Origin of the sequence: Enterobacter sp. BIDMC93 (assembly GCF_001037805.1) — a bacterium.
Lineage (GTDB): Bacteria > Pseudomonadota > Gammaproteobacteria > Enterobacterales > Enterobacteriaceae > Enterobacter > Enterobacter hormaechei_C.
On record NZ_KQ089962.1, the window covers coordinates 1,467,704 to 1,493,385 of the forward strand.

25 protein-coding genes and 5 tRNA genes are annotated in these 25,682 nt (G+C 57.2%); 20 read left to right on the plus strand and 10 right to left on the minus strand.

The window, feature by feature from the left end:
• Positions 1 to 52 precede the first annotated feature (52 nt).
• Positions 53 to 1,186 (minus strand): NADH:flavorubredoxin reductase NorW, encoded by a 1,134-nt coding sequence (gene norW / locus SK58_RS06940; protein ID WP_039269942.1) that lies wholly within the window; start codon positions 1,184 to 1,186, stop codon positions 53 to 55.
• Complete coding sequence (norV, locus tag SK58_RS06945; RefSeq protein WP_015571679.1) at positions 1,183 to 2,631, minus strand: anaerobic nitric oxide reductase flavorubredoxin; 1,449 nt, start codon at positions 2,629 to 2,631, stop codon at positions 1,183 to 1,185. The genes norW and norV overlap by 4 nt, the downstream gene beginning before the upstream one ends.
• Positions 2,632 to 2,818: 187 nt before the next feature.
• Between norV and norR the strand changes: the two genes are divergently transcribed.
• Positions 2,819 to 4,333, plus strand: coding sequence for a nitric oxide reductase transcriptional regulator NorR (norR, locus tag SK58_RS06950; RefSeq protein ID WP_048219574.1), 1,515 nt, complete (start codon positions 2,819 to 2,821; stop codon positions 4,331 to 4,333).
• Here the strand turns inward: norR and gutQ are convergent.
• The 7 genes from gutQ to srlA all read right to left on the minus strand — a co-directional run bounded on the left by gutQ (position 4,330) and on the right by srlA (position 9,257).
• Complete coding sequence (gene gutQ, locus SK58_RS06955) at positions 4,330 to 5,295, minus strand: arabinose-5-phosphate isomerase GutQ (protein ID WP_015571677.1); 966 nt, start codon at positions 5,293 to 5,295, stop codon at positions 4,330 to 4,332. The two genes, norR and gutQ, sit on opposite strands and share 4 nt — an antisense overlap.
• Positions 5,288 to 6,061: a glucitol operon DNA-binding transcriptional repressor SrlR gene (locus tag SK58_RS06960; RefSeq protein WP_015571676.1), complete on the minus strand. Its 774-nt coding sequence runs from the start codon at positions 6,059 to 6,061 to the stop codon at positions 5,288 to 5,290. Before SK58_RS06960 ends, gutQ begins: the two co-directional genes overlap by 8 nt.
• Before the next feature lie 63 nt (positions 6,062 to 6,124).
• Positions 6,125 to 6,484, minus strand: coding sequence for a transcriptional regulator GutM (gene gutM, locus SK58_RS06965; RefSeq protein WP_015571675.1), 360 nt, complete (start codon positions 6,482 to 6,484; stop codon positions 6,125 to 6,127).
• Between the two features lie 84 nt (positions 6,485 to 6,568).
• Positions 6,569 to 7,348 carry a sorbitol-6-phosphate dehydrogenase gene (srlD, locus tag SK58_RS06970; protein WP_017382786.1) on the minus strand — a complete coding sequence of 260 codons (780 nt, stop codon included), beginning with the start codon at positions 7,346 to 7,348 and terminating at the stop codon, positions 6,569 to 6,571.
• Between the two features lie 14 nt (positions 7,349 to 7,362).
• Positions 7,363 to 7,725 carry a PTS glucitol/sorbitol transporter subunit IIA gene (gene srlB / locus SK58_RS06975; RefSeq protein WP_048219576.1) on the minus strand — a complete coding sequence of 121 codons (363 nt, stop codon included), beginning with the start codon at positions 7,723 to 7,725 and terminating at the stop codon, positions 7,363 to 7,365.
• 12 nt (positions 7,726 to 7,737) lie between these two features.
• Positions 7,738 to 8,697, minus strand: a complete 960-nt coding sequence (locus SK58_RS06980; RefSeq protein ID WP_023304307.1) for a PTS glucitol/sorbitol transporter subunit IIB — start codon at positions 8,695 to 8,697, stop codon at positions 7,738 to 7,740.
• On the minus strand, positions 8,694 to 9,257 hold the full coding sequence (gene srlA / locus SK58_RS06985; protein ID WP_015571673.1) for a PTS glucitol/sorbitol transporter subunit IIC: 564 nt from the start codon (positions 9,255 to 9,257) through the stop codon (positions 8,694 to 8,696). Before srlA ends, SK58_RS06980 begins: the two co-directional genes overlap by 4 nt.
• A gap of 251 nt (positions 9,258 to 9,508) precedes the next feature.
• Here srlA and mltB point away from each other — a divergent pair, with 251 nt between their 5' ends.
• The 19 genes from mltB (at position 9,509) to SK58_RS07080 (ending at position 24,027) form a co-directional block, all read left to right on the plus strand.
• Positions 9,509 to 10,609, plus strand: coding sequence for a lytic murein transglycosylase B (gene mltB, locus SK58_RS06990; RefSeq protein WP_015571672.1), 1,101 nt, complete (start codon positions 9,509 to 9,511; stop codon positions 10,607 to 10,609).
• A gap of 312 nt (positions 10,610 to 10,921) precedes the next feature.
• The gene (locus SK58_RS06995) at positions 10,922 to 11,575 is read left to right on the plus strand and encodes a metal ABC transporter ATP-binding protein (RefSeq protein WP_017382783.1); all 654 of its coding nucleotides are present in this window, start codon (positions 10,922 to 10,924) and stop codon (positions 11,573 to 11,575) included.
• Positions 11,572 to 12,432, plus strand: coding sequence for a metal ABC transporter permease (locus SK58_RS07000; protein WP_015571669.1), 861 nt, complete (start codon positions 11,572 to 11,574; stop codon positions 12,430 to 12,432). The genes SK58_RS06995 and SK58_RS07000 overlap by 4 nt, the downstream gene beginning before the upstream one ends.
• A 14-nt stretch (positions 12,433 to 12,446) precedes the next feature.
• Positions 12,447 to 13,325 (plus strand): metal ABC transporter substrate-binding protein, encoded by an 879-nt coding sequence (locus SK58_RS07005; protein WP_022649141.1) that lies wholly within the window; start codon positions 12,447 to 12,449, stop codon positions 13,323 to 13,325.
• A 130-nt stretch (positions 13,326 to 13,455) separates the two neighbouring features.
• Entirely contained in the window at positions 13,456 to 13,953 is a 498-nt protein-coding gene (gene pncC / locus SK58_RS07010; RefSeq protein WP_003862172.1) for a nicotinamide-nucleotide amidase, read from the plus strand.
• An 89-nt stretch (positions 13,954 to 14,042) separates the two neighbouring features.
• On the plus strand, positions 14,043 to 15,101 hold the full coding sequence (gene recA, locus SK58_RS07015; RefSeq protein WP_015571667.1) for a recombinase RecA: 1,059 nt from the start codon (positions 14,043 to 14,045) through the stop codon (positions 15,099 to 15,101).
• Between the two features lie 68 nt (positions 15,102 to 15,169).
• Complete coding sequence (gene recX, locus SK58_RS07020; protein WP_017382782.1) at positions 15,170 to 15,670, plus strand: recombination regulator RecX; 501 nt, start codon at positions 15,170 to 15,172, stop codon at positions 15,668 to 15,670.
• A gap of 131 nt (positions 15,671 to 15,801) precedes the next feature.
• Positions 15,802 to 18,429 (plus strand): alanine--tRNA ligase, encoded by a 2,628-nt coding sequence (alaS, locus tag SK58_RS07025; protein WP_015571666.1) that lies wholly within the window; start codon positions 15,802 to 15,804, stop codon positions 18,427 to 18,429.
• Positions 18,430 to 18,670: 241 nt separating this feature from the next.
• Positions 18,671 to 18,856 (plus strand): carbon storage regulator CsrA, encoded by a 186-nt coding sequence (csrA, locus tag SK58_RS07030; RefSeq protein ID WP_000906486.1) that lies wholly within the window; start codon positions 18,671 to 18,673, stop codon positions 18,854 to 18,856.
• Between the two features lie 342 nt (positions 18,857 to 19,198).
• A tRNA-Ser gene (locus SK58_RS07035) sits at positions 19,199 to 19,291 on the plus strand.
• A 4-nt stretch (positions 19,292 to 19,295) separates the two neighbouring features.
• Positions 19,296 to 19,372 (plus strand) — tRNA-Arg (locus tag SK58_RS07040).
• A 64-nt stretch (positions 19,373 to 19,436) separates the two neighbouring features.
• A tRNA-Arg gene (locus tag SK58_RS07045) sits at positions 19,437 to 19,513 on the plus strand.
• 64 nt (positions 19,514 to 19,577) lie between these two features.
• Positions 19,578 to 19,654: transfer RNA gene (locus SK58_RS07050), tRNA-Arg, on the plus strand.
• A 64-nt stretch (positions 19,655 to 19,718) separates the two neighbouring features.
• Positions 19,719 to 19,795 (plus strand) — tRNA-Arg (locus SK58_RS07055).
• A gap of 126 nt (positions 19,796 to 19,921) precedes the next feature.
• Positions 19,922 to 20,488, plus strand: coding sequence for a fructose-1-phosphate/6-phosphogluconate phosphatase (gene yqaB / locus SK58_RS07060; protein ID WP_045338889.1), 567 nt, complete (start codon positions 19,922 to 19,924; stop codon positions 20,486 to 20,488).
• Positions 20,485 to 20,913 (plus strand): YqaA family protein, encoded by a 429-nt coding sequence (locus tag SK58_RS07065; protein ID WP_017692791.1) that lies wholly within the window; start codon positions 20,485 to 20,487, stop codon positions 20,911 to 20,913. The genes yqaB and SK58_RS07065 overlap by 4 nt, the downstream gene beginning before the upstream one ends.
• A gap of 83 nt (positions 20,914 to 20,996) precedes the next feature.
• Positions 20,997 to 22,541 carry a glutamate--cysteine ligase gene (gene gshA / locus SK58_RS07070; protein WP_023304302.1) on the plus strand — a complete coding sequence of 515 codons (1,545 nt, stop codon included), beginning with the start codon at positions 20,997 to 20,999 and terminating at the stop codon, positions 22,539 to 22,541.
• Between the two features lie 152 nt (positions 22,542 to 22,693).
• Positions 22,694 to 23,209 carry an S-ribosylhomocysteine lyase gene (gene luxS, locus SK58_RS07075; RefSeq protein ID WP_017382778.1) on the plus strand — a complete coding sequence of 172 codons (516 nt, stop codon included), beginning with the start codon at positions 22,694 to 22,696 and terminating at the stop codon, positions 23,207 to 23,209.
• Positions 23,210 to 23,262: 53 nt separating this feature from the next.
• Positions 23,263 to 24,027, plus strand: coding sequence for an AraC family transcriptional regulator (locus tag SK58_RS07080; RefSeq protein WP_003862181.1), 765 nt, complete (start codon positions 23,263 to 23,265; stop codon positions 24,025 to 24,027).
• Here SK58_RS07080 and leuA read toward each other — a convergent pair.
• On the minus strand, positions 24,014 to 25,669 hold the full coding sequence (leuA, locus tag SK58_RS07085; RefSeq protein WP_032649278.1) for a 2-isopropylmalate synthase: 1,656 nt from the start codon (positions 25,667 to 25,669) through the stop codon (positions 24,014 to 24,016). The two genes, SK58_RS07080 and leuA, sit on opposite strands and share 14 nt — an antisense overlap.
• Positions 25,670 to 25,682: the final 13 nt, after the last annotated feature.

Genomic DNA, 25,682 nt, shown 5'->3' on the forward strand with positions numbered 1-25,682 from the left:
CGTGGCAGTACTGTAGGCCGGGTAAGCTGAGCGCCACCCGGCATGACGAGGGTTAAGCTGGTAGCGATTTCAGCAGCGCGAAGGCCTCCTTCATTCTGTCTTCGCTGACGACAAAGGCGCGCATCTGACCGTCGGTATCGGTGCCGCGCGCCACCATGCCCTGAGGCGAAAGGACAATCTCCCAGTCCAGATCCTGACGCTGCGTTTCACCTGCGAGATGCAGCGGTAGTTCCGGCGTTTTTACCTTCACCAGCATGGCGGGTAATTTCACCGGGGCGTTGCCGCCGAGCAGGTTTTTCGCCAGGAACATGGCGCTTAACTGAATCGGTTGCAGGAACGGCAGCACCTGGCCGTTAATTTCCGCACAGTCGCCCAGGGCATAAATGTCCGGCCGGGTGGTTTGCAGGTAGCTGTCCACCTTCACGCCGCGATTGATCTCTGCGCCCGCGCGGTGCGCCAGCGCGGTTTCCGGGCGCAACCCCGTCGCCGCAATAACCACATCCACTTCCACGCTGCGGTTGCGGTCGAGCGTCGCACAAATGCCGGTTTCGGTTTTGCTCAGGCTCTGTAACTGCGATTTCAGCAGCAGATGTACGCCCATGTCGGTCAGACGATGCTGTAAGCGACTGCTTACTTCTGCCGGCATCAGCGCTGACAGAATGCTGGCCGCGTGGTCAACCAGGGTGACGGATTTTCCCGCCCGGCAGAAGTCCATCGCCAGCTCGGTGCCAATCAGTCCGCCGCCGACAATCATCACCCGCGTGGCGTCGCGTAACAGGGTCTCGCTGGCCTGATACTCCTGCTGGCTGTTGAGCGTGACCATCAGCTCGCGGCCCTCAACCGGCGGCACAAACGCCGATGCCCCCGTCGCCAGCACCAGTTTGTCGTACTGCCAGGTTTTATCTTTCGCGTTCACCACGTGGGCGTCGGCGTCGATATCGGTGACCCAGGTGTACGGAAACAGACGCAGGTTAAACTGTTCTGCGAACTCCCCCGCCGTCTGGCGGGTGAGATCGTCGGCGCGCTGATTCTGGCTAATGACGTGGCTTAAATCAGGCTTGTTGTACTCATCCATGCTGTCGGCGGCGATCACCGTCAGCGGCACGTTAGCATCCTGTTTGCGGATATTTTTCACCAGCTGGCGGGCGGCAAAGCCCGAGCCGATAATGACGATGCCGTGGCTCATTTTGCCTCCGTTGCCAGTTCATCAAAGACGTCTTTCCCGAGGGAACATTCCGGGCAGAGGAAGTTGTCCGGCACCTCGCTCCACGGCGTACCCGGCGCGACATCCTGCAACGGCTCGCCCAGCTCAGGATCGTAAATCCACTGGCAGACGCTGCACTGCATGCAAGGGCCGAGGTCGGCAGCGGCAGGAGCGGCTTCTGCTACAGCTTTCGGCGTAACCGCCGCGGCGGGTGCGGTTTCCGGCAGCGGCGCAAGCGCCCACTGGCGGGCAATGTCGCGACCGTGCTGACGACAGATTTCCAGCGCGTCGAGATCCGGACGCCATTTCGCCTTCAGGCTCAGGGACATCTCAAAACCAGCATCCTGTAAACGGGTGGAGAGACGGTCTACCGCGCCGCCGCTCCAGCCGTGTGAACCAAAGGCGCTGGCGCGTTTGTTACGAAAGCGCAGGCCGGTCATCTCTTCTACCAGTCCGGCAATTTTCGGCATCATCACGTTATTCATGGTGGAGGTACCCACCAGCACGCCTTTGGAGCGGAAGACGTTGGTCAATACCTCATTCTTATCGCTGCGCGCCACGTTGAAGATTTTCACCGCCACGTTCGGGTCAACTTCGTTGATGCCCTGGGCAATGGCGTCCGCCATCATGCGGGTGTTGTTGGACATGGTGTCGTAGAAGATGGTGATGCGATCTTCCTGATAGTCCGCCGCCCACTTCAGGTACAATTCGACAATCTGGGTTGGATTTTCACGCCATACCACGCCGTGGGAGGTGGCAATCATATCCACCGGCAGGTTGAAGCCGAGGATCTCGGTGATTTTTGGCGTGACCAGACGGCTGAACGGGGTCAGGATGTTGGCGTAGTAGCGCTGGCACTGTTCGAACAGCTCGGTCTGATCCACTTCGTCGTTGAACAGACGTTCGTCGCAGTAGTGCTGGCCGAAGGCGTCGTTACTGAACAGCACCGCGTCACCGGTCATGTAGGTCATCATGCTGTCCGGCCAGTGCAGCATTGGGGTTTCCACGAAGATCAGCTGTTTGCCATTGCCGATATCCAGCGTGTCGCCGGTTTTCACGGTGTGGAAGTTCCACTCCGGATGGTGGTGGTGGCCGTTGATGGAGTCAATGGCGTTGGTGGTGCAGTAGATCGGGGTATCCGGAATGTGGGACATCAGCTCGGTCAGCGCCCCGGCATGATCCTCTTCCGCGTGGTTGATGATAATGTAGTCGATGTCATTCAGATCGATTTCGCTGCGCAGGTTCTGCACGAACTCGCGGCTGAATTTGTGATCGACGGTATCGATCAGGACGTTTTTACCTTCACGAATGAGATAGCTGTTGTAGCTGCTGCCGCGCAGCGTTTTGTATTCCGTCCCGTGAAAATCACGTACTTCCCAGTCACGTTGACCCACCCAATGAATGTTATTTTTAACCAGAATAGACATAGCAACCTCAACTTAATACGGCGTTTTCAAATAAGATGACTGTCATATATCAAGTTGCGTGCCAACTTTTTAACTTGTTGAAAATAATGTGTTTTCGTTTCGATGCCCCCTAATGGGTAGTCATTTTGACTATCTTAAAAATTGTCAATATGACACTATGTATTGTCAAAATGACAGTGAGGCAGAGATGAGCTTTTCCGTAGATGTGCTGGCGAAGATCGCCATAGAACTGCAAACCGGTATTGGTCATCAGGACCGCTTTCAGCGGCTGATCTCCACGTTGCGCCACGTGCTGGATTGCGATGCGTCGGCGCTGCTGCGTTACGAAGGGCGGCAGTTTATTCCGCTGGCTATCGACGGTCTGGCGAAGGACGTACTCGGGCGGCGCTTTACCCTGGAGGGCCACCCGCGTCTGGAAACCATCGCCCGCGCGGGTGACGTGGTGCGTTTCCCGGCAGACAGCGATCTGCCCGATCCGTACGACGGCCTGATCCCCGGACAGGAGAGCCTGAAGGTGCACGCCTGTATCGGCCTGCCGCTGTTTGCCGGGCAGAACCTGATTGGCGCGTTAACCCTCGACGGCATGTCGCCGGATCAGTTCGATACCTTCAGCGACGAAGAGCTACGGCTGATTGCCGCGCTGGCGGCCGGGGCGCTGAACAACGCCCTGCTGATAGAACAGCTGGAGAGCCAGAATATTCTTCCGGGTAGCCCGACGGCGTTTGAGCAGGTGGCGCACACCGAAATGATCGGCCTTTCGCCGGGCATGGCGCAGCTCAAAAAAGAGATTGAGATTGTCGCCGCGTCTGATTTGAACGTGCTGATCTTCGGGGAGACCGGCACCGGTAAAGAGCTGGTGGCAAAAGCGATCCTCGAAGCCTCGCCCCGTGCGGTGAATCCGCTGGTCTATCTCAACTGCGCGGCGTTGCCGGAAAGCGTGGCGGAAAGCGAGCTGTTCGGACACGTCAAAGGGGCCTTTACCGGGGCGATCAGCAACCGCAGCGGCAAGTTCGAAATGGCTGATAACGGCACGCTGTTCCTCGATGAAATTGGCGAACTCTCCCTTTCGCTTCAGGCCAAACTGCTGCGGGTGTTGCAGTATGGCGATATTCAACGCGTGGGAGACGATCGCAGCTTACGCGTGGATGTGCGCGTGCTGGCGGCGACGAACCGCGATCTGCGCGAAGAGGTGCTGGCGGGGAATTTCCGCGCCGATCTGTTCCACCGTCTGAGCGTGTTCCCGCTCACGGTGCCGCCGCTGCGCGAGCGGGGCGAGGATGTGGTTCTGCTGGCGGGCTTTTTCTGCGAACAGTGTCGGCTCAAAATGGGGCTTTCCCGCGTGGTGCTAAGTCCCGGCGCGAGGACGCACCTGCTGAGCTACGGCTGGCCGGGTAACGTGCGTGAACTGGAACATGCGATCCACCGCGCGGTGGTGCTGGCGCGGGCAACGCGTTCGGGGGATGAAGTGGTTATTCATGCGCGCCATTTCGCGCTGCATGAGGAAACGATGCCGCCCGTGAAGCCGGTGATACCTGAGAGCGTGAACGAAAACCTGCGCGAGGCGACGGATGCGTTCCAGCGTCAGATGATCGCCCGCGCGCTGGAGCAGAATAACCGCAGCTGGGCGGCGTGCGCGCGGGCGCTGGAGATGGACGTCGCCAACCTTCACAGGCTGGCGAAACGTCTGGGGCTGAAGGGTTAAATAATCCCCGCCTGGTAGAAGTCTTGCAGGTTGATCGCGCCGCACAGCCTGCCGTGCTCGTCCACCACCGGCGCGGCGGTGATTTTGCGCTTCATCAGCACCTCTTTGGCTTCAATCGCGCGGCTGTCGGCATTCAGCGTCAGCCCGCCCTGGGTCATTGCTTCGGATACCCGCGCCTCCAGCTTGCCGCCGCCCACCAGCCAGCGGCGCAGGTCGCCGTCGGTGAAGACGCCCTTCACCTGGCGGTCATTGTCGCATACCGCAACCAGCCCCAGCCCGGTGCGGCTCAGCTCCAGCATGGCGTCCATCACGCTGGTGTCGAGTTTGACCTGAGGAATGGCATCGTCCGTGCGCATCAGGTGGTGAACTTTGTTGAGCAGACGAGCCCCAAGCGCGCCCGCAGGATGGGAACGGGCGAAATCTTCCTCATTAAAACCGCGCGCCTGCATCACCGCCATCGCCAGGGCGTCACCCATCATCAGCGTGTTGACGGTGCTGGAGGTCGGTGCCAGGTGCATCGGACAGGCTTCGCGCTCAACGGAAATATCCAGCGTTGCTTTCGCGGCCAGCGCCAGCGGCGAACGGGATTTGCCGGTCATCGCTAACAGGGCCACCGATTTTTCTTGCAGGCGAGGGATGATGAGATCCAGCTCTTTGGCTGAACCGGAGTAGGAGATAAACAGCATCACGTCGCGGCTTTCGATCATCCCCAGATCGCCGTGCAGCGCTTCGGCAGGATGCACGAAGAACGCCGGGGTGCCGGTGCTGGCAAGCGTCGCGGCAATCTTCTTGCCGATATGACCGGATTTACCGATACCCGCCACGATCACTTTGCCCTCGCAGTGGATAATGGTGTTGGCTGCACGAACAAAATCCTCACCCAGACGTTCCGGCAGGCGGCTGGCTTCCTGTAGCTCCAGCAGCAGGGTCTGACGGCCTGCGTTTAACAGAAAATCACTCATTTTTCTCTCCGGTTACGATCACGTCGATGCCCTTCGCTTCCAGCGCTTTTTTAAATGCCGGATCGATACCTGCGTCGGTAATCAGCTTATCGACGCTTTCAAGGCTACAGACAATGTTGGGGCTTTTACGGCCAAATTTCGACGAGTCCGCCATCAAAATCACTTCCCGCGCGGCGTTGCACATCGCTTTGCTGACGCTGAACACCTCGTTGAAGGTGGTCACGCCCGCGTTGAGGTCGATGCCGTCCGTGCCCATAAACAGCTTATCGAAGCTGAAGTGGTCGAAGGCATTCTCCGCCAGCTGCCCGTGAAACGACGCGGATTTTTTACGGAAGGTGCCACCGGGCATCAGGATGGTCTGCTCGCTGTCGAACTCTGACAGGGCATTGACGATGTGCAGGCTGTTGGTCATCACGGTGATGTTATTAAAGCGGCTGAGCAGCGGGATCATCTGTAGGACGGTACTGCCTGCGTCGAGGATAATGGAATCGCCGTCCTGGATAAATTTGACGGCGGCTTCGGCAATCAGCGCTTTCTGGTGAGTATTGATCAGCGTTTTGTGGTCGATAGGCGGGTCGGCTTCGTCTTTATTGAGCACCACGCCGCCGTAGGTACGAATGACGGCGCCGGAGTTTTCGAGCAACACCAGGTCCTTGCGTATTGTCGTGCCGGTGGTGTCAAAGTAGTGGGCCAGATCCTCTACCGAGCACTTTCCCTGCTTTTGCAGATGCTCAAGTATGGCCGCCTGCCGCTGACGTGGTTTCATAGGCGCTTCGTTCCTTACGTTGCGAAATGATAATTCCGCAAGTTTATAACTTTCACAACGAAATTATCCATGTTTCAGATTAAGCGCTAATGATAGTGCATTCTGACAGAGTGAATCATGGGGGAAGATCACATCAGGTTGTAATTCATGCAGCGAAATGCCGTCGATCGCCTGGATTTTGGTCGGACGGGCAAACACCGTTACGCCGCGCATGATGAGGGAATCGCAAACCATATTGTTTTCATCCAGCGCAACAGCGACGACAACCCGCGGTTTGAAGCGTCCCCCGGAACGCCCGACGCCCACGCGTCCCTTCTGACACAGGGCATCAAAGGCGCGGTTAAACTGACGGATTTGCCAGCCGCCAAACGCCATCTGGCAAAGCCAGGCGAGGGCGGCGACGGTGATGAGTGCAGTGACCATATCGGCTCCTTAACTGCCGGGTGCGTCTTACCCGGCCTACGGGGATTGTAACCCCGGTAAGCGCAGCGCCACCGGGGAATGAACTCAGAACATCACCTGCCCACCGGTAACGTTAATCGACTGCCCGGTGCAGTACGAGGCTTTCGGGCTGGCGTAAAACAGCAGCATGTTCAGCACGTCCTGATAATCGCACCCGCGCTTCAGCGGCACTTTGTCGATGTAGTACTGTTCGACGTCCTCTGCTTTGATGCCAAGTTTGGCGGCATACTGCGGCAGCAGGGACTGGAACATCGGGGATTTCAGCAGATTACCCAGCATCAGCGCGTGCACGGTTATGCCGTATTCGGCCAGATCCAGCGCCAGAGACTGCGTCAGCCCGACGCCGCCAAACTTCGCCGCGCTGTAGCCGGAGTTGTGCTTGCTGCCCACTTTCCCCGATTTTGAGTTGATCTGAATGATGCGACCCTGAATACCGTCGCGGATCATCAGACGGGAAAATTCGCGGGCGCAGAGGAAATAGCCCACCAGATTCACCTGCAACGAGCGATCAAAATCCCCCAGTTCGAAATCGCTGATAAAGGCCGCTTTCGCAATCCCCGCGCTGTAGACCAGCAGATCGGTGCGACCAAAAATCTCATCCACGCCGCGGGCCAGCGCCATCACGCTCTGCTCGCTGGTGGCGTCGGCGCCAAATCCATACGCCATCCCTTCGCCAAATTCGGTGTTGATGGCGTCCGCTACGCGGGCGGCTTTCTCACTCTGAATATCCACGACCGCCACGCGGTAGCCCTCTGCGGCAAGCCCATGGCAGAGGAACTCGCCTAAGGTTTGTCCCCCACCAATGACAACGGCAACCTGACTCATGTGTCTCTCCTTTATTACGAAATAAATTTTAACGTGCAGCCTGGGGTGACAGCCTGCGGAGCCGGCCCCTCAACGTGAACCGTGCCGGGATACTCCGCCCGCGGCTGGCCGTCGAAACGCAAGGTGATGTGCCCCAGCTCGCGCAGGTTTTGCTCGGCGACGTCACCGACGGCGGTTACGGCATAGCGCGCCTTGCCCAGCTCCAGCTGGCCACCGGCCTTCAGCTCGCCGTTTAACTCGCCGTGGCAGTGGATAAAGCAAAACTCTTCGATATCTGCCGGGGCGCCTTCGCGGAAGGTGATCAGCATCTGGTCGCTCAGCGCATCGGCCGCGCTCTGGCCGATGCGGGTAATGGTGGTCTGGTAAATCACGGTCATGGCAGGAACCTCTTATTGATAAATAAAGCCGGAGACAAACCAGGCAATTAGCACCGTTGGCGCGCCCGTCAGGAAGCGGCTCACCAGCACGGAGGGGACGCCCACGCGCACGGTCTCCTGGCGCGCTTCCGCCAGCGACAGCCCGACGGGGATGAAGTCGCACGCCGCCTGAGCGTTAATGGCAAACAGGGCGGGCAGGGCGAGGTGCGGGGGAATATTCCCCAGACCAATCTGCACGCCAATCAGCACGCCGATGACCTGGGCAATCACCGCGCCCGGGCCAAGAAACGGCGACAGCAGCGGGAAGGAGCAGATCAGCGCCAGCGTCACCAGGCCGAGCGGGTGGCTGGCGAGCGGGGCGAGGCCGTGGGCAATCCAGTCGCCGAGGCCGGAGGCCATGATGATGCCGATCAGCGCCGAGACGAACGCCATAAACGGCAGAATGGTTTTCAGCACCGTGTCGATGGTGTCGCGCCCGGACTGAAACAGCACCGCCACGGCGGACCCCATCCCCATCCCGACCTTCGCCAGCAGGCCGTCGCTCTGCTCGGTGATTTTTTTGCTGGTGTCGTAGTCGCGCGGGGATGCTTTTTGCGGCGCGGGTGTGCCATTCACCAGCGTGATGTTGTCCTCCTTCACGCCCGAGACATAAATGTCCTCAAGGATGTACTGCGCCAGCGGGCCTGATTTGCCCGTGGAGTGAATATTCACCGTCGGAATGCGGCGCTTCGGGTAGATGCCGCAGCGCAGGGTGCCGCCGCAGTCGATTACCGCCACGCCGATTTCCGCTTCCGGCGGCTCGCCTTCCTTGAAGCCGTCGACCGCTTCCCAGCCGGTCAGCTCGCGCAGCCTGTCGACGATCGCCGGGCGCGTGCCCGCGGTGATGTAGACGATCTTTTTGCCTTCGGTGGCGTCGAACTCCAGCGGGCCGCCCCAGCCGCCCGTGCCTTTATCTATGCGGATCCGGTTCATACTGTGGCTCCCGAAAGCTGGACTTTCTCATCAAGCTGAATGCCCATTTTTTTCTCAAAAATGGCGGTAGTGAGGTCCGTTACCCAGCCGCGGAAGAAGTTGGTCACCAGGCCGACCAGCAGATAGCTCACCGCCAGCGGGCCGAGCGGCAGTCCCAGCGTAGTGAGACCGCTGGCAATCCCGAGGTAAACAAACAGCTCGCCGGGGTTAATGTGCGGGAACAGGCCGTTCATTGAATGGCAGCTGTAGGAGGCGGCGGCGTAATAACTCGGCTTGTACTTCTCTGGCATAAAGCGGCCGAGGCTTAAGGTCATCGGGTTGCAGAACACAAAGGTGCCGATGAAGGGCAGGATCAGGTAGCGGGACAGCGGATTGCCGGCACAGCGCTGGGCGAAGCGTTCAATACGCTGCTGGCCGATAAAGTTAATCAGGGCGTTCATGATCACCAGCAGGCTGATCAGCAGGGGCAGGATCCCGGTCACCATGCCGGTGAATACCTCGCCGCCTTTCTGAAACAGCCCGATGAACCACTCGGCGCCGTGGGTGATGGTTTCTATCATTCTTCTCTCCTGTAGGGCGTTTGTTTTTGTCTATCTGCGGCTAATAATAATCACTTTGAAAGGTTTTAAAGTGTTAATAAGATCTCACAATGAAAGAAAAATGTATTATTTTGAAAGTTTATTGGTGAGGTGAATAATTTTTGGTGGAAAAAAGCGCGGATTTGCGTCGGGGAGGTGCGTACCGCTTCCTTGAGGAGTTGGGGATGCTTTACCATACTGGGTTCTTACCGAACTCGTTAAATGGATGCCACATGTTCAAGCGTCGTTATGCAGCGCTGTTGCCTGCGCTTATTCTCCTGTCCGCCTGTAGTAGCAAACCCAAGACCGAAGCCGCTCAGCCAACGGCGGGCGCGCCTTCCGGAGGATTCCTGCTGGAGCCGCAGCACAATATGATGCAGATGGGCGGCGACTTCGCGAATAACCCTGCGGCCGAACAGTTCATCGATAAAATGGTGAGCAAGCACGGTTTTGACCGCCAGCAGCTGCATGCCATTTTGTCTCAGGCGAAGCGTCTGGACTACGTGCTGCGCCTGATGGACAGGCAGGCGCCGACAGCCCAGGTGCCGACCGGGCCAAACGGCGCGTGGCTGCGCTATCGCAAACAGTTTATTACCCCGGACAACGTGCAGAATGGCGTGGTGTTCTGGAATCAGTATGAAGACGCCCTGAACCGTGCGTGGCAGGTCTATGGCGTGCCGCCGGAGATCATCGTCGGTATTATTGGGGTCGAGACCCGCTGGGGACGCATTATGGGTAAAACCCGCATCCTTGATGCGCTGGCGACGCTCTCCTTCAACTACCCGCGCCGCGCCGAGTATTTCTCTTCCGAGCTGGAAACCTTCCTGCTGATGGCGCGAGACGAACAGGACGATCCGCTCGATCTGAAAGGGTCGTTCGCCGGGGCAATGGGCTACGGCCAGTTTATGCCCTCCTCCTATAAGCAGTACGCGGTAGATTTTAACGGGGATGGTCACATCAACCTGTGGGATCCCGAAGACGCCATTGGCAGCGTGGCCAACTACTTCAAAGCGCATGGCTGGACGCCGGGCGGCCAGGTGGCGGTGCAGGCGAACGGCGAGGCGTTTGGTCTGGAAAACGGATTTAAAACCAAATACAGCGTGGCGCAGCTGGCAGCGGCAGGCTTAACGCCGTCGCAGCCGCTGGGCAATGTTGACCAGGTGAGCCTGCTGCGCCTGGATGTCGGAACCGGTTATCAGTACTGGTTCGGGCTGCCGAACTTCTACACCATTACCCGCTACAACCACAGCACGCACTATGCGATGGCGGTGTGGCAGCTGGGGCTGGCGGTGTCTCAGGCGCGTGTGCCGGCAGCGTCACCGTTTAGCCAGTAAGTTACCCTGACGGGTAGGCCGGTTAAGGCAACGCCGCCACCCGGCATGGCTGCATGCACGGTGCGGCCTGATGCCCTCACCCTGACCCTCTCCCACGGGAGAGGGGAATTTTGCAGAAACATTTCGCCACACTCCCATTTCACTCCCACCGTTTACATCTTAATCGACTTTCATTATTGTTATGTTATAACATTATTTTTGAATTGAGATATCCATGTCCCTGTTTTCTCTCTCATCCCCGGTTCGGCTGCTGCTGGCGCTGGTGCTCATTCTGTTTCTCGGCCTGGCCGTGCGCTGGGCGGTGGCGTTGCCATGATCGTGATGAACGACCTGGTGGCGGGTTACGATCGCCAGCCCGTTACGCGCGCGCTGTCCGGCGTGATTGAACGCGGGAGCATGACCGCTATCGTCGGGGCCAACGGCTGCGGCAAATCCACGCTGCTGAAAACGCTCGCCGGCTTTATTCCGCCCGTCAGCGGTACGTTTCGCTGGCAGGGGAGACGTCCGGTGGTGGGCTGGCTGGCGCAGCGTCACGCGCTGGAGGCGCAATTTCCTCTGACCGTGCAGGACGTGGTGAGTATGGGCTGCTGGCCAGCAATCTCACTGTTTGCCGGTTTTCGTCGGGATACCCGCATGCGCATTGCCGGCGCGCTGGAGCGCGTGGGGCTGGAGTCCATGGCGTTCTCTACCATAGATGAACTTTCCGGCGGCCAGTTTCAGCGCATGCTGTTTGCCCGCGTTTTGGTGCAGCAGGCGCCCCTGGTGATGCTGGATGAGCCTTTCACCGGCGTCGATGAAGCGACCTGCAACGTGCTGATGGATCTGATGCTGGAGATGTATATGCAGGGGCAGACCCTGCTGGCGGTACTGCACGACAGCGAACGCGTCTCGCGCCACTTCCCACAAACGCTGCGGCTGGATGCTGATACGCCGCACTGGAAAACCGAGCGGGTGAGGGTGGCATGATCTGGCATCTCTTCTTCCAGCCGTTTATTGAGTACGGCTTTATGCGGCGCGCGCTGGTGGTTTGCCTGGCGCTCTCCGTCAGCACCACTGCGCTGGGCGTATTTCTTCAACTGCGTCGGATGAGCCTGATGGGGGACGCCCTTTCTCACGCCATTTTGCCGGGTGTCGCGGTGGGCTATCTGCTCAGCGGGATGTCGCTGCTGGCAATGACTGTCGGCGGGTTTATTGCCGGGATCGCCGTTGCGCTGGTGGCCGGGCTGGTCAGCCGCCGCACGCCGCTTAAAGAGGATGCCAGCTTCGCGGGGTTTTACCTGGGCTCGCTGGCGCTGGGCGTCACGCTGGTGTCGCTGCGCGGTTCAAATGTCGATCTGCTTCATCTTCTGTTTGGCTCCATTCTCGCCGTGGATAGCGCGTCAGCCCTGTTCGTGACGGGCGTTTGCATGTTCACGCTCCTCACGCTGGCGATTTTTTATCGGGGGCTGGTCAGCGAAGCGTTTGATACCGCGTGGTTGCAGGTGAACGCGCGCTGGCTGCCCGGGATGTTACACGGTCTGTTTCTGGCGCTGCTGGTGCTCAACCTGGTAGCCGGTTTTCAGGTGCTCGGCACGCTGATGGCCGTCGGGCTGATGATGTTACCCGCCGTGGCGGCACGCTGCTGGGTGCGCACACTGCCAGGGTTACTTTTGATGGCGGGTATCAGCGGTATTTTTTGCGCGTGGCTGGGCTTAAGCCTTTCCTGGGCAGTGAGTCTGCCCGCCGGGCCCTCCATTGTGCTGACCGCCAGCGCATTGTTCTTTATTTCAGTTTTATTTGGCACGCGCAGCAGGCTGGCGGATAGCCTGCGGGCGCTTTTTTAACGCAAGGGGAAACGATGAAACGTACAGGATTAGCCGTGGCGCTCGCGCTCGGCATGATGACGCACGGCGTAATGGCGAAAACGCTTAATGTGGTGACCAGCTTTTCCATCCTGGGAGACATCACGCAGCAGGTTGGCGGCGATCGTGTGAAGGTGACGACGCTGGTGGGGCCGGACGGTGATCCCCATACTTTCGAACCTTCGCCCAAAGACAGCGCGGCGCTGAGTAAAGCTGACGTGGTGGTGGTCAATGGGCTGGGGCTGGAGGGCTGGCTCGACCGTCTGGTGAAAGCCTCCGGATTCAAAGGCCAACTGGTGGTTGCTTCGGACGGCGTGAAAACGCACACGCTGGAAGAGGACGGTAAAACCGTGACCGATCCGCACGCGTGGAACAGCGCGGCGAACGGCGCGCTGTATGCGCAAAATATTCTCTCAGGGCTGGTGAAGGCCGATCCTGAAGATACGGCGGCGCTTGAAGCTACCGGTAAACCCTATATTGCGCAGCTCTCTCAACTGGACGGTTGGGCTAAAAAGCGTTTCAGCGACATCCCACAGGCGAAGCGCAAAGTGCTGACCAGCCACGACGCCTTCGGCTATTTCAGCCGCGCCTACGGCGTGACGTTTATGGCGCCGCAGGGGCTGTCGTCTGAGAGTGAAGCCAGCGCGGCGCAGGTAGCGGAGATCATCAATCAGATTAAAGCTGACGGCGTGAAAACCTGGTTTATGGAAAACCAGCTTGACCCACGCCTGGTGAAGCAGATTGCGACCGCCACGGGCGCCCAGCCGGGTGGTGAACTTTACCCGGAAGCGCTGTCCGCGAAGGGCGGCGTGGCGGACACCTACGTCAAGGCGTTTCGCCACAATGTGGACACCCTCGCTAACAGCATGAAATAAGCGTCTCTCTGGCCGATGCGTCCGCATCGGCTTTTTTCTGAAGCCCCCTCGTAAAACCCGACGCGCATCCCCATATTTGATGAGAAAGTGCTATCTTGTGCTGCATGTTTTTCTAAGGCCTGGAGCGAGAATGACTGACCATGAATTGATGCAGCTAAGCGAAGTGGTGGGGCTGGCGCTGAAACAGCGCGGCGCGACTCTCACGACCGCAGAATCCTGCACCGGCGGCTGGGTGGCGAAAGCAATTACCGATATTGCTGGCAGTTCCGCCTGGTTTGAACGCGGCTTTGTGACCTACAGTAACGAGGCGAAAGCGCAGATGATCGGCGTGCGTGAAGCCACGCTTGAGCAGCATGGCGCGGTCAGCGAGCCGGTGGTGATCGAGATGGCGATTGGCGCGCTGAAAGAGGCGCGCGCAGATTACGCTATCTCCATCAGCGGTATCGCGGGGCCGGACGGCGGCAGCGACGTGAAGCCTGTCGGCACCGTCTGGTTTGGCTTTGCCACCTCAAAAGGTGAAGGGATCACCCGCCGGGAATGCTTCAGCGGCGACCGCGAAAGCGTGCGTCGTCAGGCAACGGAATACGCGTTAAAAACGCTCTGGCAACAATTTCTACAAAATACTTGATACTGTATGACTATACAGTATAATTGCCTCAACAGAACAGAAGTCCATGGTGAAGCGCAGTTGCTTCTCCCGGCATGACAGGAGTAATAATGGCTATCGACGAAAACAAACAGAAAGCGTTGGCGGCAGCACTGGGCCAGATCGAAAAGCAATTCGGTAAAGGCTCCATCATGCGCCTGGGTGAAGACCGTTCCATGGATGTGGAAACTATCTCCACTGGTTCGCTTTCTCTTGATATCGCACTGGGCGCTGGCGGTTTGCCGATGGGCCGTATCGTAGAAATCTACGGTCCGGAATCCTCGGGTAAAACTACCCTGACGTTGCAGGTTGTTGCGGCGGCACAGCGCGAAGGTAAAACCTGTGCGTTTATCGATGCCGAGCACGCGCTGGACCCGGTCTATGCCCGTAAACTGGGCGTTGATATCGACAACCTGCTGTGCTCCCAGCCGGACACCGGCGAGCAGGCACTGGAAATTTGTGACGCGCTGGCGCGCTCAGGCGCGGTTGACGTGATCATCGTCGACTCCGTTGCGGCGCTGACGCCAAAAGCGGAAATTGAAGGTGAAATCGGTGACTCTCACATGGGCCTCGCGGCACGTATGATGAGCCAGGCGATGCGTAAGCTGGCGGGTAACCTGAAGCAGTCCAATACGCTGCTGATCTTCATCAACCAGATCCGTATGAAAATTGGTGTAATGTTCGGTAACCCGGAAACCACCACCGGCGGTAACGCACTGAAATTCTACGCTTCTGTCCGTCTGGATATCCGCCGTATCGGCGCGGTGAAAGAGGGGGATAACGTAGTCGGTAGCGAAACCCGCGTGAAGGTTGTGAAGAACAAAATCGCAGCACCGTTCAAACAGGCTGAGTTCCAGATCCTCTACGGCGAAGGTATCAACTTCCTCGGCGAGCTGGTTGACCTGGGCGTGAAAGAGAAGCTGATTGAAAAAGCGGGCGCATGGTACAGCTACAACGGTGACAAGATTGGTCAGGGTAAAGCGAATGCTATCTCCTGGCTGAAAGAGAACCCGGCGGCGGCGAAAGAGATTGAGAAGAAGGTGCGTGAACTCCTGCTGAACAACCAGGACTCTAAACCTGATTTCGTGGTCGACGGCGCGGATGCTGAAGAAACCAACGAAGACTTTTAATCCTCTCGGATAAAAATGAAGGGCTGCTGATGCGGCCCTTTTTGCATTTCTGAATCGACAGGTTTTTTATGAGTGAACCGACATCACGCCGACCAGCCTACTCACGCTTGCTGGATCGGGCCGTGCGTATTCTTGCCGTGCGTGACCATAGCGAACAGGAGCTGCGGCGGAAACTGTCAGCGCCCGTCATGAGCAAAAACGGTCCGGAAGACATTGATGCCACCGCGGAAGATTATGACCGCGTGGTTGCCTGGTGCTACGAGCATCACTATCTGGATGACGGCCGTTTTGCCGCTCGCTTTCTTGCCAGCCGTGGTCGTAAAGGCTATGGGCCAGCGCGTATCCGCCAGGAGCTGAACCAGAAAGGGGTAGCCCGTGAATCGATTGAAAAAGCCATGCGCGAAAGTGAAATTGACTGGTGCGAACTGGCGCGTGAGCAGGCGGTACGAAAGTACGGTGAGCCGCTGCCGCGTGAATTTTCAGAAAAAGTTAAAATCCAGCGCTTTTTGCTCTACCGCGGCTTCCTGATGGAAGATATTCAGGATATCTGGCGTAATTTTACCGATTGAACGCATGCGGGATTTTACTTCCCACTAAAGAAAACTTATCTTATTCCCACTTTTTCCAGTAGCTGGTCCGTCCAACTGTTTACAGATACAGATCTGCTGCGACATTTCGTTAGCTTGATTTCAGGATAATTATGAGCAAGAGCACCGCTGAGATCCGTCAGGCGTTTCTCGATTTTTTCCATAGTAAGGGACACCAGGTTGTTGCCAGCAGCTCCCTGGTACCGAACAATGACCCGACTCTGCTGTTTACCAACGCCGGGATGAACCAGTTCAAGGATGTGTTCCTTGGTCTCGACAAGCGTAATTATTCCCGCGCCACAACCTCACAGCGTTGCGTGCGTGCGGGCGGTAAACACAACGATCTGGAAAACGTCGGTTACACCGCGCGCCACCACACCTTCTTCGAAATGCTGGGTAACTTCAGCTTCGGCGACTATTTCAAACACGACGCCATTCAATACGCGTGGGAACTGCTGACCGGTGAAAACTGGTTCAATCTGCCGAAAGAGCGTCTGTGGGTGACCGTGTATGAGACCGATGACGAAGCGTTCGACATCTGGGAAAAAGAAGTGGGTATCCCGCGCGAACGTATCATCCGTATCGGTGACAACAAAGGCGCGCCTTACGCGTCTGATAACTTCTGGCAGATGGGCGACACCGGCCCTTGCGGTCCGTGCACCGAGATCTTCTACGATCATGGCGACCACATCTGGGGTGGCCCTCCGGGAAGCGCGGAAGAAGATGGCGATCGCTACATTGAGATCTGGAACATCGTCTTCATGCAGTTCAACCGTCAGGCCGACGGCACCATGGAGCCGCTGCCAAAACCGTCCGTAGATACCGGTATGGGCCTTGAGCGTATCGCGGCCGTTCTGCAACACGTTAACTCCAACTATGAGATTGACCTGTTCAGCACCCTGATCAAAGCCGTTGCTGAGGTAACGGGCGCAACCGATCTGAGCAACAAATCACTGCGCGTTATCGCAGACCATATTCGTTCCTGTGCGTTCCTGATTGCTGACGGCGTTATCCCGTCGAATGAAAACCGTGGCTATGTGCTGCGTCGTATCATTCGTCGTGCGATCCGCCATGGCAACATGCTGGGCGCGAAGGACACCTTCTTCTATAAACTCGTTGGGCCACTGATTGGCGTGATGGGCTCTGCCGGTGACGAGCTGAAACGCCAGCAGGCGCAGGTTGAACAGGTTCTGAAAACCGAAGAAGAGCAGTTTGCCCGTACGCTGGAACGCGGTCTGGCGCTGCTGGACGACGAGCTGGCGAAACTCAAGGGCGACACGCTGGATGGCGAAACCGCTTTCCGCCTGTACGACACCTACGGCTTCCCGGTTGACCTGACCGCGGACGTTTGCCGCGAGCGCAACATCAAAGTTGACGAAGCAGGCTTTGAAGCCGCAATGGAAGAACAGCGTCGTCGTGCGCGTGAATCCAGCGGTTTTGGCGCGGACTACAACGCGATGATCCGCGTTGATAGCGCGTCTGAATTTAAAGGCTACGAAGAGCTGGCCCTGACCAGCAATGTGACCGCGCTGTTTGTTGACGGTAAAGCCGTAGACAGCATTAGCGCGGGCCAGGAAGCGGTTGTTATCCTGGATAAAACGCCGTTCTATGCGGAATCGGGCGGTCAGGTTGGCGATAAAGGCGAACTGAAAGGCAATGGCTTCAGCTTCAGCGTAAGCGATACCCAGAAATACGGTCAGGCGATTGGTCACCAGGGCAAACTGGTTTCCGGCTCTCTGAAAGTGGGCGAGGGCGTTCAGGCCAACGTTGACGAGGCTCGCCGCGCGCGCATTCGTCTGAACCACTCGGCAACCCACCTGATGCACGCAGCCCTGCGCGAAGTGCTGGGTACGCACGTTGCACAGAAAGGTTCTCTGGTTAATGACAAAGTGCTGCGTTTCGACTTCTCGCATTTTGAAGCGATGAAGCCGTCTGAAATTCGTGCGGTGGAAGACCTGGTGAATGCCCAGATCCGCCGTAACCTGCCAATCGAAACCCACATCATGGATCTCGAGGCAGCGAAGAAGAAAGGTGCGATGGCGCTGTTTGGCGAGAAATATGACGACCGCGTTCGCGTGCTGAGCATGGGCGACTTCTCTACCGAACTGTGTGGCGGTACTCACGCATCCCGCACCGGTGACATCGGCTTGTTCCGCATCGTTTCCGAGTCGGGGACGGCGGCAGGCGTGCGCCGTATTGAGGCGGTGACCGGGGAAGGCGCGATTGCCAGCCTGCATGCGCAGAGCGACCAGCTGCACGAGATCGCGCAGCTGCTGAAAGGCGATAGTCAGAACCTGGGCGAAAAAGTGCGTGTCGCGCTGGATCGTACCCGTCAGCTGGAAAAAGAACTCCAGCAGCTGAAAGAACAGGCTGCGGCGCAGGAGAGCGCAAACCTCTCCAGCAAAGCGGTAGACATTAAGGGCGTCAAACTGCTGGTCAGCGATCTGGCGGGCGTTGAGCCTAAGATGCTGCGTACCATGGTCGACGATCTGAAGAACCAGCTTGGTTCGACGGTTATCGTGCTGGCAACGGTCGCAGAGGGTAAGGTTTCTCTGATTGCGGGCGTCTCTAAGGATGTGACGGATCGTGTTAAAGCAGGGGAACTGATTGGAATGGTCGCCCAGCAGGTGGGTGGCAAAGGTGGCGGTCGTCCGGACATGGCGCAAGCCGGTGGTACGGATGCGGCGGCACTTCCCGCGGCATTAGCCAGCGTTGAAAGCTGGGTAAGCGCGAAACTGTAATAACTACAAAGCACAAGCAGACGCCATAGCGGTAACGTTATGGCGTCTTGCTCACTGCGCTATCGATAACGATAAAGTCAGGTTGAGTTTGTGTATATCGGCTAAACTTACGTTTAACAGAATGTGATGCCGTGACTGCTTACACTTTACGTGTTTGTCATCGCTTACTTTTTGGCGTTATATGATGGATAATGCCGGGATACAAGAGACCCGACTCTTTTAATCTTTCAAGGAGCAAAGAATGCTGATTCTGACTCGTCGAGTTGGTGAGACCCTCATGATTGGGGATGAGGTCACCGTGACAGTTTTAGGGGTAAAGGGTAACCAGGTACGTATTGGTGTTAACGCTCCTAAAGAAGTATCTGTCCACCGTGAAGAGATCTACCAGCGTATCCAGGCTGAAAAATCCCAGCAGTCCAGTTACTGATATTGTCGCGTCTCGCTGTCGGGCGAGACGCAACCCTCCTGCTATTTTTCCTGCATAAAGTTACCGTTCTATTTCAAACGCTTCGTTTTTGACCACTCTCATAATCTTATCTCATCCAAAAGACGCGCTTCTCTCAACACAATTCTGTGAAGATGCCTGCAAAATCCGCTTATAAAACACTCTCTTTGCGGCTTTTACATGCGAATTGCGTGCGAATTGTGCAAACGAAAAAAGCATGTGGAAAATTGTTTGACTTATAAGTCCCAGAAAGTAATATATGCGCCACGCAGCGACGAGAAGCTCTTAACGAGTTGCTCGAAGCACTCGAAAGAGGCGTTGTGTGGTGAGGTGGCCGAGAGGCTGAAGGCGCTCCCCTGCTAAGGGAGTATGCGGTCAAAAGCTGCATCCGGGGTTCGAATCCCCGCCTCACCGCCATTTTGCATCCGTAGCTCAGCTGGATAGAGTACTCGGCTACGAACCGAGCGGTCGGAGGTTCGAATCCTCCCGGATGCACCATCTATTACTTCATATTGCTTTCGAAGTGATATGAATATCGAGCAGTACAGTAGTAAATCCCGATGCATCCGTAGCTCAGCTGGATAGAGTACTCGGCTACGAACCGAGCGGTCGGAGGTTCGAATCCTCCCGGATGCACCATCTATTACTTCATATTGCTTTCGAAGTGATATGAATATCGAGCAGTACAGTAGTAAATCCCGATGCATCCGTAGCTCAGCTGGATAGAGTACTCGGCTACGAACCGAGCGGTCGGAGGTTCGAATCCTCCCGGATGCACCATTTTTTACTTCATATTGCTTTTGAAGTGATATGAGTATCGAGAAGTACAGCAGTAAATCCCGATGCATCCGTAGCTCAGCTGGATAGAGTACTCGGCTACGAACCGAGCGGTCGGAGGTTCGAATCCTCCCGGATGCACCATCTCTTCTTGTGATCCCCTTCGATGTTTAGTTCTTAATCACTCTCATTGTTATCACTTCGCAATCAGCGACAAAAATCCCCTTTTACGATAAAGTAATGCTTTGTTAATCGTTTAGCGAGAGCACGATGTACGCACAGTATGACGGTTTGATCTTCGACATGGACGGCACCCTCCTGGATACCGAACCCACGCATCGTCAGGCCTGGACCGAAGTCCTGGGCCGTTACGGTATGCGTTTCGATTTACAGGCGATGATTGCCCTCAATGGATCGCCCACCTGGCGTATCGCACAGGCCGTGATTGAGCTGAATCAGGCCGATCTCGACCCGCATCAGCTCGCGCGTGAAAAAACCGACGCGGTAAAAGCCATACTGTTAGACACCGTGCAGCCTTTACCACTCATTGACGTCGTCAAGGAGTGGCACGGGCGTCGTCCTATGTCTGTCGGTACGGGCAGCGAGAGCGCGATTGCTGAAGCGCTACTCAACCACCTTGGCCTGCGCCACTATTTTTCTGCCGTCGTTGCCGCCGATCATGTTAAACATCACAAACCCGCACCGGATACCTTCCTGCTCTGTGCAGAATTAATGGGTGTTCCACCTGTAAAATGCGTGGTGTTTGAAGATGCTGATTTTGGCATTCAGGCCGCGCGTGATGCCGGAATGGCGGCGGTGGACGTTCGCTTACTGTGAGTGACGCGCTGTCACTCGCTTCATTATTCGCCAGCAGTTTTTTAAGCTCCACCCTCTTACCGGGGAATTCGGAAGTGGTGCTGGTGGCGATGCTGTTGTCCGGCGTAAGTCAGCCCTGGTTGCTGGTCTTAATAGCAACAATGGGTAATAGCCTTGGAGGGCTGACTAACGTTATTCTTGGACGTTTCTTTCCGCTACGCGAAAAATCTCGCTGGCAGGAAAAGGCAGTCGGCTGGCTAAAACGCTATGGCGCTGCCACGCTGTTATTAAGCTGGATGCCTGTAATAGGCGATTTACTGTGTCTGCTGGCGGGATGGATGCGCATTTCCTGGGGACCGGTGCTCTTTTTTTTGTGCCTTGGCAAGGCGTTACGCTATGTTTTACTGGCATGGGTAACACTACAGGGTATGACGTGGTGGCACTAATTGGTGGAATGAATTCGCGACCTTCAATCGTCAACCATTACAATTATGCTGAGTGACAATTTTTTGACAGGCGGGAGGTCAAATTGATCCCGGACGTATCACAGGCGCTGGCCTGGCTGGAAAATCACCCTCAGGCACTGAAGGGTATTCAGCGTGGGCTTGAGCGCGAAACGCTGCGCGTAAATGCGGATGGTAGCTTAGCGACTACGGGACACCCGAAGGCGTTAGGCTCGGCGCTGACACATAAATGGATCACAACCGATTTCGCCGAAGCGCTGCTGGAGTTCATCACGCCAGTAGACGGTGATATTGATCATATGCTGACGATCATGCGCGACGTGCATCGCTTCACCGCCCGCAACCTCGGCGACGAGCGTATGTGGCCGCTCAGCATGCCGTGCTATATCGAGCAGGGGCAGGATATCGAGCTGGCGCAGTACGGCACCTCGAATATTGGTCGGCTGAAAACGCTGTATCGCGAAGGACTGAAAAATCGCTACGGCGCACTGATGCAGACGATCTCTGGCGTGCACTACAACTTTTCTCTGCCGATGGCGTTCTGGCAGGCGAAGTGCGGTGAAACGGATAAAGAAGCGATCTCCGCGGGTTACTTCCGCCTGATCCGCAACTACTACCGTTTTGGCTGGGTTATTCCGTATCTGTTCGGCGCGTCACCGGCCGTCTGTTCTTCGTTCCTGCAAGGGAAACCGACCACGCTGCCGTTCGAGAAGACCGAATGTGGCATGTATTACCTGCCGTATGCGACCTCCCTGCGCCTGAGCGACCTTGGCTATACCAATAAATCGCAAAGTAATCTCGGAATTACGTTTAACGATCTGCACGAATATGTGGCAGGCTTGAAGCGGGCGATAAAAACCCCGTCGGAAGAGTACGAAAAAATCGGCCTCGAAAAAGACGGTAAGCGCCTGCAAATTAACACTAACGTGTTGCAGATTGAAAATGAACTGTATGCGCCGATTCGTCCGAAGCGCGTGACGCGCAGCGGTGAAACGCCGTCGGATGCGCTACAGCGCGGCGGGATCGAATACATTGAAGTGCGCTCGCTGGATATCAACCCGTTCTCACCGATTGGCGTTGACGAGCAGCAGATTCGCTTCCTTGACCTGTTTATGGTCTGGTGCGTACTGGCGGATGCGCCGGAAATGAGTTCCGACGAACTGCTGTGTACCCGTGCCAACTGGAATCGCGTGATTCTGGAAGGGCGCAAGCCGGGTCTGACGTTAGGTATTGGCTGTGAAACGGCTCAGTTCCCACTGTCTAAGGTAGGGAAGGATCTGTTCCATGACCTGAAGCGCGTAGCCCAGACGCTGGACAGCGTGTACGGCGGCGAAGCTTACCAGAAGGTCTGCGACGAACTGGTTGAAAGCTTTGATAACCCGGAACTGACATTCTCAGCACGTATTCTGCGTTCTATGATTGAGCAGGGAATTGGTGGCACAGGGCGTTCACTCTCAGCGGAGTACCGTGAGATGCTGATGCAGGAGCCGTTAGAGATCCTGAGCGAAGCGGATTTTGTGACAGAGCGTGATGCGTCCGTTGTGCGTCAGAAAGAGGTCGAAGCGGCGGATACGGAGTCGTTTGAGGCGTTTCTGGCGAAGCAGGCCTGAACCAAAAAGAAAAAGGCCACATCGCTGTGGCCAAAATATACATCTCTGAATTCAGGGATGATGATAACAAATGCGCGTCTTTCATATACTCAGACGCGCATTCTGTAGAAGAGTTCAGTTTATTTTAAAAAAATCACTATCGGAGGTGACGTATGCCGTTATTAGATAGCTTTACTGTCGACCATACCCGTATGGAAGCACCAGCAGTCCGCGTGGCGAAGACCATGAACACGCCGCACGGCGACACGATCACCGTTTTCGACCTGCGCTTCTGCGTGCCCAATAAAGAAGTGATGCCAGAGAAAGGCATTCACACGCTGGAACACCTGTTCGCCGGATTCATGCGCGACCACCTGAACGGCAACGGCGTGGAGATCATCGATATCTCTCCGATGGGCTGCCGCACCGGTTTCTACATGAGCCTGATTGGTCAGCCTGATGAGAAACGCGTCGCGGATGCGTGGAAAGCGGCGATGGAAGACGTGCTGAAGGTGAAAGAGCAGAACCAGATCCCTGAGCTGAACGTTTACCAGTGCGGCACTTACCAGATGCACTCTCTGGAAGAAGCTCAGGAGATTGCCCGTCATATCATCGAACGTGATGTTCGTGTAAACAGCAATGACGAGCTGGCCCTGCCAAAAGAAAAACTTCAGGAACTGCACATTTAGTATCGTGCCTGTGGATGCCCGGTGGCGCTTCGCTGACCGGGCCTACAATCCTGATGACGACAACCACCACCTTCTCCTTTACCCATCGCCCGCTTGTGCCGTTTTCGCATGATTATGCTCATGGCGACAGCGAGCCGTGGCATCAGCACGACTGCGCGCAGCTCCTGCACAGCCTCACCGGCGTCGTGCGGGTCGATACCGCATCCGGCTGCTGGGTGGTGCCGCCCGGTCGCGGCGTCTGGCTACCTGCGGGTACGCAGCACGCCTTGCGCATCACCGGCAACGTTGCTGCCCGCACGCTGTTTATCGACCCGCTGGCGCGCGCCGATCTTCCGGCGACCTGCCAGATCGTGCAGATCTCGCCCCTGCTGCGCGAGCTGATCCTGACCTCCCTTACGCTTCCTGAATCTTACGCACCCGGAAGCCGCGATGAACGTGTTTATGAGCTGATCCTCGATGAAATTCGCCTCATGCCGGTACTGCCGTTTCACCTGCCCGAGCCGGAAAGCGAAGCGCTGCGCCACCTCTGCCAGCAGATTCGAATGGCCCCGGGAGAAAGCTGGAGCAGCGCCCAGGCCGCAGGTATTGTGGGGATGAGCGAACGCACGCTGAACCGCCATTTTCAGCAGCAGACAGGCCTGAGCTACGGCGAGTGGGTGAGAAGGGCGCGACTGCTGGAAGCCTTAGTGCGGCTGGCGCAGGGCCAGCCGGTATTACGCGTGGCGCTGGATCTGGGGTATGGCAGCCACAGCGCCTTTACGGCAATGTTTCGCCGGGTAATGGGTCTCTCACCCAGCGATTACTTCAGGAACGACTGACCGCGTTAAAAAGCGCCTGAATCGACGCGCGTGCCACGTCGCTGTCGATGCCCACGCCCCAGCGGCTGGTCCCATCCTGGAACAGGCAGCGGATATAGGCCACCGAGCGGCTGTCGCTGCGTTCGCCTAACGTATGTTCGTGATAATCCTTGATCACAAACGGTGCGTTGATCCAGCGGCTTAAGCCGTGAGCGGCGGCGGAGAGCAAACCGTTTCCCTGGCCTTCCAGCTGGCGGGTGCCCCCTTGCGTGGCGACGCTTGCCGTCAGCCGCAGCTGGCCGTCCTGCTGGCTGTCGCTGCGGTACGATTGCAGCGCTAATGGCGGGCTCGCCACCAGGCCGTAGCGGGCGCGGAACAGCTGCCAGAGCGCATTCTGCGTCATCTCTTTTCCATGGTTATCCGTTTCCTGCTGCACGTGCTGGCTAAAATCCTGTTGCAGGGCGCGAGGCAATTTCAGGCCGTGGTTTTGCTCAATAAGCCAGGCGCTTCCGCTTTTTCCTGACTGGCTGTTCACGCGGATCACCGCTTCATAGGTACAGCCAATATCCTGCGGGTCGACGGGCAGATAGGGCATCTCCCAGCGTTCGCCAGGCTTACGGGCATCGAAACCTTTCTTGATGGCATCCTGGTGCGAGCCGGAGAAGGCGGTGTAAGCCAGACGACCCGCCCACGGATGGCGCGGATGGACGGGCAGCTGGTTGCAGGTTTCTACCGTTTCAACCACCCGATTCATATCACTGAAATCCAGATTCGGGCTAATGCCCTGGCTGTAGAGGTTCATCGCCAGCGTCACCAGGCAGACGTTGCCCGTGCGCTCACCGTTACCAAACAGGCAGCCCTCCACGCGGTCAGCCCCGGCCATGACGGCCAGCTCTGCGCTGGCGACGCCGGTACCGCGATCGTTATGCGGGTGCACGCTGATACAGACGTCACTGCGGCGGCTGAAGTGGCGGCAGAAATACTCGATCTGGTCGGCATAGACGTTCGGCGTGCTCACTTCGACGGTAGCGGGCAGGTTGACGATCATCGGACGCGCCGCGCACGGCTGCCAGATCTCCGCTACGGCTTCACAAATCTCCAGCGCAAACTCCGGTTCGGTAAAGCAGAAGGTTTCCGGGGAGTACTCGTACTGCCAGCGGGTGTCAGGGTTCTCTTCACACAGCTGACGAATCAGGCGCGTCGCGCGCGTCGCCAGCTCGACGATTTGCGCTTTCTCCATGCCGAATACCAGACGGCGGAACAGCGGGGCGGTGGCGTTATACAGATGGACGGTGGCCTGTTTCGCACCGCGCAGGGAGTCGAAAGTGCGACGGATAAGATCGTCCCGCGCCTGCGTTAACACCTGAATGGTGACGTCATCCGGGATGCGGTTCTCCTCAATAAGCTGACGCACAAAATTGAAGTCCGTCTGCGAGGCGGACGGGAAGGCGACTTCGATTTCTTTAAACCCGCAGCTCAGCAGCAGATCCCAGAATTGCAGCTTGCGCGCGCTGTCCATCGGCTCGGCCAGCGCCTGGTTACCGTCGCGTAAGTCGGTCGAGAGCCAGCGCGGGGCGCGGGTGATAATCTGCTCCGGCCAGCGGCGGTCGGGCAACGAAAGGGTGGGGTAAGGCTGGTATTTGTCGGCGGGTGTGTTCAGCATGGTGCGCTCCTGT